Origin of the sequence: Sporosarcina sp. FSL K6-2383, assembly GCF_038618305.1 — a bacterium.
Lineage (GTDB): Bacteria > Bacillota > Bacilli > Bacillales_A > Planococcaceae > Sporosarcina.
The window spans coordinates 1,486,158-1,498,576 of record NZ_CP152017.1 but is presented as its reverse complement, the minus strand read 5'-3'; the positions used below and the strand labels follow the sequence as shown (position 1 = coordinate 1,498,576).

The 12,419-nt window shown below is 44.4% G+C and carries 10 protein-coding genes; 2 read left to right on the top strand and 8 right to left on the bottom strand.

Going from position 1 to position 12,419, the window contains the following annotated elements; translation table 11 throughout:
• The first annotated feature begins 176 nt into the window (after positions 1–176).
• Together MKZ10_RS07470 and MKZ10_RS07465 are read left to right on the top strand one after the other, a co-directional pair.
• Positions 177–839, top strand: a complete 663-nt coding sequence (locus tag MKZ10_RS07470; protein WP_342509345.1) for an MOSC domain-containing protein — start codon at positions 177–179, stop codon at positions 837–839.
• Between the two features lie 553 nt (positions 840–1,392).
• Positions 1,393–2,292: a glycine betaine ABC transporter substrate-binding protein gene (locus MKZ10_RS07465; protein ID WP_342509343.1), complete on the top strand. Its 900-nt coding sequence runs from the start codon at positions 1,393–1,395 to the stop codon at positions 2,290–2,292.
• A gap of 473 nt (positions 2,293–2,765) precedes the next feature.
• Here MKZ10_RS07465 and pyrE read toward each other — a convergent pair whose 3' ends face one another.
• Genes pyrE through MKZ10_RS07425 form a run of 8 tightly spaced genes read right to left on the bottom strand, consistent with a single transcriptional unit; the run spans position 2,766 to position 12,227 of the window.
• Positions 2,766–3,398 (bottom strand): orotate phosphoribosyltransferase, encoded by a 633-nt coding sequence (gene pyrE / locus MKZ10_RS07460; RefSeq protein WP_342510077.1) that lies wholly within the window; start codon positions 3,396–3,398, stop codon positions 2,766–2,768.
• Entirely contained in the window at positions 3,398–4,108 is a 711-nt protein-coding gene (gene pyrF / locus MKZ10_RS07455; protein WP_342509341.1) for an orotidine-5'-phosphate decarboxylase, read from the bottom strand. Before pyrF ends, pyrE begins: the two co-directional genes overlap by 1 nt.
• On the bottom strand, positions 4,105–5,019 hold the full coding sequence (locus MKZ10_RS07450; RefSeq protein ID WP_342509338.1) for a dihydroorotate dehydrogenase: 915 nt from the start codon (positions 5,017–5,019) through the stop codon (positions 4,105–4,107). The genes pyrF and MKZ10_RS07450 overlap by 4 nt, the downstream gene beginning before the upstream one ends.
• Positions 5,016–5,792: a dihydroorotate dehydrogenase electron transfer subunit gene (locus tag MKZ10_RS07445; RefSeq protein WP_342509336.1), complete on the bottom strand. Its 777-nt coding sequence runs from the start codon at positions 5,790–5,792 to the stop codon at positions 5,016–5,018. The genes MKZ10_RS07450 and MKZ10_RS07445 overlap by 4 nt, the downstream gene beginning before the upstream one ends.
• Positions 5,789–8,977, bottom strand: a complete 3,189-nt coding sequence (gene carB, locus MKZ10_RS07440) for a carbamoyl-phosphate synthase large subunit (RefSeq protein WP_342509333.1) — start codon at positions 8,975–8,977, stop codon at positions 5,789–5,791. The genes MKZ10_RS07445 and carB overlap by 4 nt, the downstream gene beginning before the upstream one ends.
• A complete protein-coding gene (locus MKZ10_RS07435) occupies positions 8,970–10,070 on the bottom strand; it encodes a carbamoyl phosphate synthase small subunit (RefSeq protein WP_342509331.1) in 1,101 nt (366 codons plus the stop codon). Before MKZ10_RS07435 ends, carB begins: the two co-directional genes overlap by 8 nt.
• The gene (locus MKZ10_RS07430) at positions 10,070–11,347 is read right to left on the bottom strand and encodes a dihydroorotase (protein WP_342509329.1); all 1,278 of its coding nucleotides are present in this window, start codon (positions 11,345–11,347) and stop codon (positions 10,070–10,072) included. Before MKZ10_RS07430 ends, MKZ10_RS07435 begins: the two co-directional genes overlap by 1 nt.
• 1 nt (position 11,348) lies before the next feature.
• Positions 11,349–12,227, bottom strand: coding sequence for an aspartate carbamoyltransferase catalytic subunit (locus MKZ10_RS07425; protein WP_342509327.1), 879 nt, complete (start codon positions 12,225–12,227; stop codon positions 11,349–11,351).
• Positions 12,228–12,419: the final 192 nt, after the last annotated feature.

The window sequence follows — 12,419 nt, the reverse complement described above, 5'->3', positions numbered from 1 at the left end:
TCCATCATCTTTCTCAATATCATATCCATTTCACTTCGTGCCAAGACATTCATCTTCAACTGGTCGGACTTTTATTCAACACAATTTACAACTACTCTTTAAATATTTTGATAACAAACTTCTACTGTGGTTTAATTATAAGAAAAGTTGAATTCGGCAGAAAGCAGGTACATAATATGACACCTAATATTGAATTAAAAAACCTTTCCATCGGCTTACCGAAAAAAATGAATTACGGTAAAGACAAAGAAGTAGAAACGGCTATTTGTAAAGATTCGGTTGAGGAAGTTTTTCTAGCGAAAGATGGATTTCGAGGTGATGGCGTAGCAGATTTACAACATCATGGTGGGCTTGACCGCGCTGTTTGTGTCTATCCGTACGAGCACTATGCATATTGGGCGCAGCAGTTTAACAATCCCCTACCAAGCGCGGCTTTCGGGGAAAATATAACCGTAACGAATATGCTTGAACAAGACATTCATATCGGAGATATTTTTCGTCTTGGAGATGCTGTGATCCAAGTGACACAGGGCCGAATTCCATGCAGCACGATTACGAAAAGAACTGACCTGCCTCCCCTTATGAAAGGGATGGTTGATACAGGATTTACGGGTTATTTGTGCCGTGTACTTGAAGAAGGCATTGTTCGCGAAGATTCGACCATTACATTAGTGGAATCACATCCGCAACAAGTTTCTATCCTTTTTGCCAATCAACTTTATTTCCACCGCCCAAAGGATATTGAAGGTATCCAGCAAGTATTGGCGGTTCAGGAACTAGCGCAAGATTGGCGAGAACGGTTGACGAAGCGATTGGAGAATTTGACGAATCCTGTGTAAAGCTTTATACATTACAAAATGCAAACGTTGATTCCTTTTGAGTGCCCAAAAGGAATCAACGTTTATTTTAAACAAAGGGAAATAAAGGAATTCGAAAAGTATGTTACACTTATGTCGGGTAATGAATGGCTGATGAGAACAGTCCAGATCATTAGGGAATTTACATGTAGTTAATTTGCGGTTTGTTGAACACATATCTTTATCTTAAGGGGGCTAGTGTCGATAATAGATAACTTATTACTACACATTGCACGCCGCTTGACATGGAAGAGGCTATGGTTTTATTGGAAATACAAAAGAGAATTGTCGATAACTTGTATGGATGCACTAAAAAGATAGGAAAATTTATATTCTTTTCTAAAAACCCCATATTACAGCTAGTTCTTTATTCGATGAGGCTATAAAGAACTGCTCTCTTTGTCATTCTTCTTTAATGGAGGACATTACGCTCCTCTCTTCTGGTAATTCTTTCTTATCCCTATTACGCTTACTTATACCCGATTAATTTTTAATCCATATCATATATGGAAAAATTGAGGAGGAATTTAAGAACATGACACTTTTTAAAACGATAACTGGAATTGGAACGGCTGCACTGCTGGCAATTGGACTTGCCGCATGTGGCAATGATGAATCTAAAACAGTTGAAACAACCACATCCGTTGGTGAATCCCTAGACTACACAATTGTAGGGATTGACCCTGGGTCAGGTCACATGGAATTAACGGCGAAAGTACTTCAAGATTACGACCTCCCAGACTGGAATGTAACTTCTGGATCAGGCGCTACTATGACTGCTGCTTTGAAAAGAGCCTACGACAAAGAAGAACCTATTGTCATAACCGCGTGGAGTCCACATTGGAAGTTTTCAAAATTCGATTTAAAGTATTTGGATGATCCAAAACTAATCTATGGGGACGCTGAAGAAATCCACTCCGTTGGACGCATTGGATTGAAAGAAGATCTCCCAGAGGCCTATGCGATTTTCGAGCGTTTCAATTGGGATATGGACGACATGGCTCAGATTATGATTGCCATTGAAGATGGTGTCAAGCCTGAAGAAGCTGCACAAACATGGATTGATGACAATCCAGAAAAAGTAGCAGAATGGACAGATGGAGTCGCTACCGTGGACGGAGATACCATCAAGCTTGCCTATGCCCCGTGGGACAGTGAACTTGCGAGCCATAATATGATGAAAATCGTCCTCGAAGATATGGGTTACACTGTTCAATTATCAATGGTAGAACCGGGTCCGATGTTTTCAGCTGTTGCTGATGGAAGTGCAGATGCAACATTTGCCGCTTGGTTACCGAATACCCATAAAACATATGTAGACAAATTCGATGGACAATTGGACGATATCGGAGTGAATATGGTCGGTGTCAAACAAGGTTTAGCTGTACCGACTTATATGGAAGATGTTAATTCCATTGAAGATTTGAAAAAGTAAACTTTACAAATTCCAACAAAAAAGCGCCTCTGTCCACGTCCCAAGTGTAAACAATTCACTTGGGACTTTTTCTCGCACTTCGCATGGTTCCATATATTCTAGGCTCATCTGAGGAAACTGGACTACCTTTTTTCGAAAACTCGACTACCTCGGGGAAACTGGACTACCTATTTCGCGAACTCGGCTACCTAGCAGGCAAACTGAACTACCTTTTATGAAAACTCGACTACCCCGGGGAAACTGGACTACCTTTTTCGCGAACTCGGCTACCTAGCAGGCGAACTGGACTACCTTTTATGAAAACTCGACTACCTAGCAGGCGAACTGAACTACCTTTCACGAAAACTCGGCTACCTAGCAGGCGAACTGAACTACCTTTCACGAAAACTGGACTACCTTTCATGAAAACTCGACTACCTTGCACAAAAAAAGCGATATCCCAATGTAGAAAATACATGGGATATCGCTTTTTATTATTTCAACAAACCAGCCTTCAATTTACCATGCCACTCCAACAAACTACCGATCGACTCTTCACTAATCGCACCGCTTTCCTGTGCCGCTTCAGCAAGAGCACCGAAATCCGTCAAGCTTGTGTATGTCAGTCCGGCAGATGCGAATGTTTTGTCAGCGCTTTGGAGCTCATATGTAAAGATGGACACGACCCCCGTTACTGCGATACCTTCTGAACGAAGTGCTTCCGCTGCATTCAAGCTACTACCACCCGTGGAAATCAAATCTTCAATGATGATCGCTTTATCAGCTGCATCAATTTTACCCTCGATTTGACGGCTACGTCCGTGGCCTTTTGCTTTCGAACGGATATAGATCATCGGCAAGCCAAGAATGTCTGCTACCCATGCTGCGTGTGGAATGCCCGCTGTTGCTGTTCCGGCAATCACTGTCGTTTCTGGATATTGTGCACGAATGATATCCGCAAGGCCTTGCGCAATTTGTTTCCGCCCAACCGGATCAGACATTGTCAAACGGTTATCGCAGTAAATCGGTGATTCAATGCCTGATGCCCATGTGAATGGCTCATTCGGACTTAATTCAACCGCCCCTACGTTTAATAGAATTTTGGCGATTTCCTTTTTCTGCGTCATCATTCTGTCCCCTTCCACAATGTATTGATTTGTTCATAAGCTGCACGCGGGTCTGCTGCACCGGTAATCGCTCTCCCCACAACAATATGTGTTGAACCTGCCAAGCGTGCTTCTATTGGCGTTGCAATACGTTTTTGGTCATGCGCACCACCGTCAGCAAGGCGAATACCTGGTGTTACTTTGAAGAATTCTTTGCCACAAACTTCCGCAATGACTGCTGATTCATGGACAGAACACACCACTCCGTCTAGTCCTGCCTCTTGCGTCAACTTCGCATATTGAAGGACAGACTCCTGCAAAGAAGCCCCAATTAGCTGTTCTTCCCGAACTTGGCGCTCGTCTGTTGACGTCAATTGTGTAACCGCAATGATTGAAGGACGTGCGATACCGGGCGGTGTGCCTTTATCCAATCCTTCAAGCGCCGCTTCCATCATCGTTTTATTACCTGCTGCATGAACATTGACTAAGTCAACGCCGAAGCCCGCGAGCACTTCCATCGCTGACTTCACTGTGTTAGGAATATCATGTAATTTCAAATCAAGGAAAATATCATAGCCAAGCTCTTTCAAACGAGCGACAATCGCCGGTCCTTCTTTGTAATAGAGCTGCATACCGACTTTGACGTTGACATCTCCGTCAAACGCACGCAGGAAGTCGAACGTTTTGTCAGCTGAATCAAAATCGAGTGCAATAATCGGTGATGTTTTCATAAACGGTGACTCCTTCCTATTAGTTCAGAAATATGATTGATACCAAGCTCGTCCAACTTCGCTGGTAATTCCTCAATGATTTGTGGACAGATAAATGGATTGACAAAGTTTGCCGTTCCTACTGCCACAGCACTTGCTCCCGCAGACAAGAAGTCGATAACGTCGGCCGTTTCTGACACGCCACCCATGCCGATAATCGGAATATCGACCGCTTTACTTACTTCATAAACCATCCGAATCGCTACTGGCTTGACGGCTGGTCCAGATAAACCGCCTGTACCATTGGCAATGACAGGGCGCCCTGTTTTCTGATCCAAACGCATACCAACTAACGTATTAATCATCGTGATACCGTCTGCTCCGCCCACTTCCACCGCTCGAGCGATTGACACGATATCAGTAACGTTTGGAGATAATTTTACATAAACAGGGACTTGAGAAACTTCCTTCACAGCTCTTGTTAACTCTCTCGCCACTTCAGGATCTGTTCCGAAAGTAATACCACCTGCTTTAACGTTCGGACAAGAGATATTCAATTCTAATGCTTTGACGTTTGGAGCTTTGGACACTTCTTTCGCCACTTCGACATAGTCCGCTGTTTCCGTACCCGCGACGTTGGCTATAATCGGCACATCAAACTGTTCAAGCCATGGCAATTCGCCTTCCAATACGCCTTTTAGCCCCGGATTTTGCAGGCCGATGGCATTGAGCATACCTGAAGCGGTTTCTGCCACACGCGGTGTTGGATTGCCAAGTCTTGTTTCCAGCGTTGTTGCTTTAATCATAATCGCACCAAGAAGTGATAAATCATATAACCCACCGTATTCTTTACCAAATCCGAAACAACCAGATGCCGGCATAATCGGATTTTTCAATTGCAAGCCAGGTAATTCAATCGCTAATCTATTCATATTGCCACCACCCCTGCTGGGAAGACTGGACCGTCAGAACATACTTTCACATACGCCTTGTCGCTGCCTTCTGTCGTTTCACAAACACATGCGAAGCAAGCGCCAATGCCACAGCCCATTCGTTGTTCGAATGACAAGAAGCCTTTTTTACCTACGTACATTTTTTCCACAGCATTGAGCATCGGCATAGGTCCGCAGCTATAGTACGTTGCAAACTCAGTACCCAATGTTTCCATAACAGTCGTGACAAACCCAGCAGTTCCTGCCGTTCCATCCACTGTCACGATATGTGTGTCACCAAGTGCCGCAAACTTTTCTTCATAAAATACAACGTTTTCCGATTGAAAGCCGAGTACATGAATACACTTCACGCCTTGTGCCGTCAATTGCTTCGACAATTCATAAAGTGGAGGTACACCAATACCCCCACCAATTAAGATGGCCGTCTCTCCCGATGCCGTTTCTTCCACAGGAAAACCGTTACCAAGTGGACCGAGTACATCGACTTCATCACCAACACGTTTTTGCGAAAGAAGTGTTGTTCCTCGCCCTTCTGCGCGGTAAATAATCGTCATTTCGCCAGCTTCTTGATCAATGGATGCGATTGAAATTGGTCGGCGTAACAGTGGTTCAAAGGAGTCAGCTACCCGGATGTGGACAAACTGACCCGGGGAAGTAATTTCCCCGACCAATTTTCCTACCAATGTCATTTCAAAAATGTGATGGCCAATTTGCCGCTGTGATATGACCTTCATGCGATCTTGAATAATCATAGCTGTTTCCCCATTTCCTCCGTTTGGAACGTCATTGATTCAATAACACGCAGCATGGCATCGGCCGTATCCAGGGAAGTGAAGCAAGGTACGCCATTTTCGACTGATTCGCGGCGGATTCTAAAACCATCGCGCTCAGGCTGTTTGCCCTTCGTCAGCGTGTTGATGACGACTTGCGCTTCTCCTTTTTGAATCACGTCCAACAGTGTCGGTCCTTCAGAGCCGATTTTATCGACAACTTTTACTGGGATGTCAACATTTCTTAACACTTTCGCCGTACCTTCTGTTGCCAAAATACGATAGCCGATTGCAGTAAAGCGTCTCGCGATGCCAACCATTTCTTCTTTATCTTTATCCGACACGGTCATTAACACGGAGCCGTATTCTTTGATTTCCATACCTGCTGCTACAAGGCCTTTGTACAATGCTTTTTCAAGAGTTGTATCGCGTCCCATCACTTCCCCAGTCGATTTCATTTCAGGTCCGAGTGTAATGTCAACCCGACGTAATTTCGCGAATGAAAACACAGGTACTTTGACGTAAACGCCAGCAGGTGCTTCTGCCAATCCATTTTTGTAGCCTTGTTCAATGATTGACTGCCCTAGAATCGCTTTTGTGGCGATATTAGCCATCGGGATATTCGTGATTTTACTTAAGAATGGCACTGTTCGGCTCGAACGTGGATTCACCTCGATGACGTACACTTGCCCTTCTGAAATTACGAACTGGATGTTAAGCAAGCCAACGATTTTCAAGCCCTTTGCCAAGCGCATTGTATAATCAGTGATCGTTTCCATTTGAGAAGCTGACAGATTTTGTGGTGGATAGACGGCAATCGAATCTCCTGAGTGGACCCCAGCACGTTCGATATGCTCCATGATGCCCGGAATCAAGACATTTTCTCCGTCACAAATGCCATCGACTTCAATTTCGATGCCCGTTAAGTAACGGTCAACAAGAATTGGATGGTCAGGACTTGTTTCTACTGCATGCTCCATATAATGAAGTAACTCTTCTTCACGGTAGACGATTTCCATCGCGCGTCCGCCAAGTACATAGGACGGTCTAACGAGTACCGGATAACCAATTTCATTGGCAATTACAACTGCTTCTTCCACTGACATAGCCGTTTTTCCAAGTGGTTGTGGAATGCCGATTTCACGTAGTGCACTCTCGAACTTATCACGGTTTTCCGCACGGTCAATGTCTTCCAAAGTTGTACCTAAAATTTTCACGCCGCGTGCTTCCAGTCCATCCGCCAAGTTGATAGCTGTTTGTCCACCGAACTGAACGATAACACCCTCTGGTTGCTCCAAATCAATGATGTGCATAACATCTTCAATTGTTAGTGGCTCAAAGTATAATTTGTCGGAAATCGAGAAGTCCGTTGACACCGTTTCTGGGTTGTTGTTGATGATGATTGCCTCGTAACCTGCTTGTTGAATCGCCCAAACAGAGTGTACTGTCGCGTAGTCAAACTCAACACCTTGTCCGATTCGAATTGGACCTGACCCTAAAACGATGACACTTTTCTTGTCAGATTTAACGGATTCGTTCTCATCCTCATATGTGCCATAGAAATACGGTGTATCCGATTCGAATTCGCCAGCACATGTATCGACTTTTTTATACACTGGAATGAGTCCTTGCTCTTTACGCCAATCATAGATAGCACGCTCACTCGTATTCCACAGTTCTGCAACTGTTACGTCGGAGAAGCCCATACGTTTTGCTGTACGCAATGTAGCAAAGTCAAATGGATTCGCTTCTAAGACTGCTTCATATTGGACGATTTTTTCAAGCTTACGTAGGAAGAAAACGTCGATTTGGCTCCATTCATGAACCGCAGCAACCGTTACACCTCTACGGAATGCTCCGCCGATGAAAAATAGTCGCTCATCGCCAGCACGACGGATTCGTTTTTCAATCCATTCGTCTGTCATTGTTGCACCATTTTTTAAAGACAAGCCGAATTGTCCTGTTTCAAGTGAACGCACTGCTTTCAAGATAGACTCTTCAAATGTGCGACCAATCGCCATCACTTCGCCAGTCGCCTTCATTTGCGTACCTAAATTCCGTTTTGCTGATTCGAATTTATCGAACGGCCAGCGTGGAATTTTAGTGACAATATAATCAAGTGCTGGTTCGAAGCAAGCGTATGTTGTGCCAGTGACAGGGTTCATCATTTCGTCTAACGTTAAACCTACTGCAATTTTCGCAGCCAGTTTCGCAATCGGATAACCTGTTGCTTTCGATGCAAGTGCAGATGATCGGCTAACCCTTGGATTTACCTCAATGATGTAGTAATCGAAGCTATGTGGATCAAGCGCAAGCTGAACGTTACAGCCACCCTCAATGCCAAGTGCACGAATAATTTTCAGTGATACATTACGTAGCATTTGATTTTCACGGTCTGTCATCGTCTGGCTAGGCGCCGCAACGATGGAGTCCCCTGTATGGATACCGACAGCATCGACGTTTTCCATATTACATACGACGATAGCGTTATCTGCTGAGTCACGCATGACTTCGTATTCAATTTCTTTAAAGCCAGCAATTGATTTTTCGAGTAAACATTGTGTGACAGGGCTATATTTCAACCCACTTGCGACGATTTCCTCGAGATCTTTATCATCATGACAAATCCCTCCTCCTGTTCCTCCAAGTGTGAATGCAGGACGAACAATAACCGGATAACCTATTCTTTCAACGAATGCATAGGCTTCTTCAAGATTGTGGATAATATCACTTTCTGGCACTGGCTCACCGAGTTCGTTCATCAATGTACGGAATAGATCACGGTCTTCCGCTTGATGAATGGCGTTGAGCTTCGTTCCTAGAATTTCAATGTTAAGTTCATCTAAAATACCTGATTCATGCAATTCGATGGCCATGTTTAAGCCCGTTTGCCCACCAAGTGTTGGTAGTAATGCGTCGGGACGTTCTTTACGAATGATACGGCTGACAAATTCAAGAGTGATTGGCTCGATGTACACTTTATCGGCTACTTCTGTATCTGTCATAATCGTTGCAGGGTTCGAGTTAATGAGAATAACGCGGTAGCCCTCTTCTTTTAAGGATAGACAGGCTTGTGTCCCAGCATAGTCAAACTCTGCGGCCTGCCCGATAACGATTGGACCTGACCCGATTACTAGTATAGTTTCAATATCTTGACGTTTAGGCATTGAAATTCCCCTCTCGGCTGCTCGATTTCATGATAGCTGTGAAGCGGTCAAACAGGTGATTCGAATCTTCTGGTCCTGGTGAAGCTTCTGGATGGAATTGGACAGAAAATGCTTCGTACACTGTACTCTTAATCCCTTCCACCGAACTATCGTTTAACGCTTTATGTGTAACTTCTAGATTCGTTCCTTCAAGTGATGCTTCAACAACCGCGTATCCATGCCCTTGAGAAGTTAGTTCTGTACGACCTGTCAGTAAGTCTTTGACTGGATGGTTGCCGCCGTAATGACCATTTTTTAATTTCACAGTACTAGCACCGCAAGCTAGTGCTAACAACTGGTGACCAAGACCAATTCCGAAAATCGGTGCTTTGCCAAGTAATTCTTTGATGGTTTCCACAGCACCTTCAACATCTTCCGGGTTACCCGGTCCGTTTGACAGTACAATCCCATCTGGGAATAAAGATAGAATGTCTTTCGGAGAAGAGTTATAAGGAACAACGATGACGTCGCAATTACGTTTATTTAATTCACGTAAAATACCATGCTTCATGCCGTAGTCAATCAAGACAACACGCTCTTCACTGCCTGGGCTTGCATAGGATTTTTTCGTCGATACACGCTCGACAAGGTCCGTTGGTAACGTGTAGTTAACCGCCTCTGCAATCGTTGCCTCAACGTCTACTTCTTCCCCTGCTGCTGTCAGGATGCCTTTTAGCGGCCCTTTGTCGCGTAAAAGACGCGTTAGCTTTCTTGTATCAATGCCTTGAATCCCTGGAATACCTTTCAATGTAAGCAATTCACAAAGCGTCATACCGCTACGGAAGTTGGACGGTTCGTCTTCCAATTCGCGAACGACAATACCGTTTGCCACTGGCTCGATGGATTCATAGTCGTCTCGGTTAATGCCGTAGTTCCCGATAAGTGGGTACGTCATAACGATAATTTGTCCACAGCCTGATGGATTTGAAATGGTTTCCTGATAGCCTGTCATACCTGTTGTAAAAATTGTTTCCCCAATTGAAGCTGCGTCAGAACCAAATGCAATTCCTTCAAAAATCGTACCATCTTCTAAAATGAGCAACCGTTTTTTCATTATTGTCCATCCTCCCAAACGACTTGTCCGCCGTAAATTGTTGTCACCGGCCAGCCTAAGCACTCCCAGCCGTCAAACGGTGTATTCTTCCCTTGTGATACGAATGTTGTACGGTCTATTTTTTGCTCTTTGTTCAAATCAAGTAATACTAAGTCTGCTGTTGAGCCGACTTCAAGTTTACCGTATGGCAAGCCGAATACGTCCGCCGGTCTTTGCGTCATCCAGTCAATGAGTTGTTTCAGTGTCCATATCCCTTTTTGAACAAAGTTTGTGTAAAGCAATGGGAATGCCGTTTCAAATCCTGTAATACCGAATGGTGCTGTTTTCATGCCATTCGCTTTTTCTTCCGCTGTATGTGGAGCATGATCTGTTGCGATGAAATCCAGTGTTCCATCGAGCAGGCCAGCGCGTAGTGCCTCAAGATCCTCTTGCCCACGAAGTGGCGGGTTCATCTTCCAATCAGCATCGTCACCTTTAATATCATCTTCACAAAGCAGAAGGTGATGAGGGCTTACTTCTCCTGTTACATGGATGCCCGCTCTTTTCGCATCACGGATAACGCGTACAGATTCCTTCGTACTGACATGACACACATGATAATGCGCACCTGCTGCTTCTGCCAACAAAATATCACGTGCGATATGAACCGATTCTGCTATGGAAGGAATGCCTGGCAAGCCAAGCTCTTTGTTTTTCTTACCTTCGTGCATTGCCCCGCCGTAAATTAGCGTGTTATCTTCACAATGGGCCACAATTGGCATACCAATTGCTGCTGCATCTTGCATCGCTTCGTACATCATGCCTGCTGCCTGCACGCCAACACCATCATCCGTGAAAGCAAATGCGCCGTGCTCTTTTAATTCTGCAAGATTTGTACGCTCTTTACCTGCTTCTCTAATGGTAATAGCTGCGTAAGGAAGGACACGGATGCGAGCGTTTTTCCCAATCAATTCATTGACAAGTGTTAAATTTTCTTTCGTATCCGGCACAGGACGTGTATTTGGCATTGCACAAATCGTTGTATAGCCACCTTTTGCAGCTGCATGTGTACCACTTGCGATCGTTTCCTTCTGCTCACCACCTGGTTCACGTAAATGCACATGTACGTCGATGAAGCCCGGCGCTAAGAATAGCCCTTTACCTTCGATGATTTCTGCATTGTCCTTGTCAAGCCCGTTACCAATTGCTGAAATTTTGTCACCGGTGATTTTAACATCCCCAATGATCAATTCGCCTGCTTCATTTAACATTTGTACACCTTGAATCAATTTCTCCATGTTAATTCCTCCCTTTCAAAATTGCTTCTAATACGGCTGCCCGTATGAACACACCATTTTCCATCTGTTTAAAAATTCTTGATTGAGCACATTCTATTAAGCTATCTGCTATTTCAACACCCCGGTTAAAGGGGCCAGGGTGCATAATGATGGCATGTTCTTTCATCTGTTCTGCTCGCCGTTCAGTCAGTCCATATTGTTCATGATAGCTTTCTTCCGTAAAGAGCGTTTCACCTTCATGTCTTTCATGTTGGACGCGTAGGAGCATCACAACATCACTCGTTTCAATCACTTCATCCCATGAATTGACACTCGGGAACTCGCCTGCCCATTCAACCGGGCAAAGGAATGTGACGTTTGCCCCTAATTTCTCTAGGGCATCTGCATTGGAACGCGCCACACGGCTATGTACGATATCTCCTACAATCAAAATATTCAGTCCTTTGAATGAGCCAAACTCTTCTTTTATCGTGAATAAGTCCAATAATGATTGTGTCGGGTGCTGACCTGAACCATCACCACCATTTATAATCGAGATACTTGTCCGACTGACTAGCTCCTCGTAGAAGCCATCTTCGGGATGCCGGATGACCAGTGCATCAACACCGATTGCTTCGAGCGTTTTCACCGTATCATACAAGGTTTCTCCTTTAAGGGTGCTGGAGAAACTCGATTCGAATGGTAATACATCAAGTCCAAGTTTTCTTTCCGCCATTTCAAAGCTCATTTTCGTTCGTGTGCTTGGCTCGAAAAACAAATTACTCACCGTATATTTCCCGGGAAATTCTCGTACACCAAAATTTTTAAAGGTTTCTGCCCGTTCAAGTAGTACCATAATTTCTTCTTCTGACAGTTGCTTCATTGATACTAAGTGATCCATCCCGAATGATCCTCCTTTATGAATAAATCCGTGACATCCGCCGGAGGCTTTATCTGGATTCAACCGGTGTTTAGACAGCCACTGACTGAAATAACTTTTGCTGAATTCAGATAAAGCCTTTCCAAATTACGGAAAGGCTCGTTGTGTATGACGATTCGCGTTCTTTACTTCGTGTAGAGAACGGATGTCAGA

Coding starts and splice junctions, on each gene's coding strand:
- MKZ10_RS07425 (WP_342509327.1), bottom strand. CDS start 12,227: ATGGATCACTTAGTATCAATGAAGCAACTGTCAGAAGAAGAAATTATG.
- pyrE (WP_342510077.1), bottom strand. CDS start 3,398: ATGACGCAGAAAAAGGAAATCGCCAAAATTCTATTAAACGTAGGGGCG.
- MKZ10_RS07465 (WP_342509343.1), top strand. CDS start 1,393: ATGACACTTTTTAAAACGATAACTGGAATTGGAACGGCTGCACTGCTG.
- MKZ10_RS07430 (WP_342509329.1), bottom strand. CDS start 11,347: ATGGAGAAATTGATTCAAGGTGTACAAATGTTAAATGAAGCAGGCGAA.
- MKZ10_RS07445 (WP_342509336.1), bottom strand. CDS start 5,792: ATGATTATTCAAGATCGCATGAAGGTCATATCACAGCGGCAAATTGGC.
- carB (WP_342509333.1), bottom strand. CDS start 8,977: ATGCCTAAACGTCAAGATATTGAAACTATACTAGTAATCGGGTCAGGT.
- MKZ10_RS07450 (WP_342509338.1), bottom strand. CDS start 5,019: ATGAATAGATTAGCGATTGAATTACCTGGCTTGCAATTGAAAAATCCG.
- MKZ10_RS07435 (WP_342509331.1), bottom strand. CDS start 10,070: ATGAAAAAACGGTTGCTCATTTTAGAAGATGGTACGATTTTTGAAGGA.
- MKZ10_RS07470 (WP_342509345.1), top strand. CDS start 177: ATGACACCTAATATTGAATTAAAAAACCTTTCCATCGGCTTACCGAAA.
- pyrF (WP_342509341.1), bottom strand. CDS start 4,108: ATGAAAACATCACCGATTATTGCACTCGATTTTGATTCAGCTGACAAA.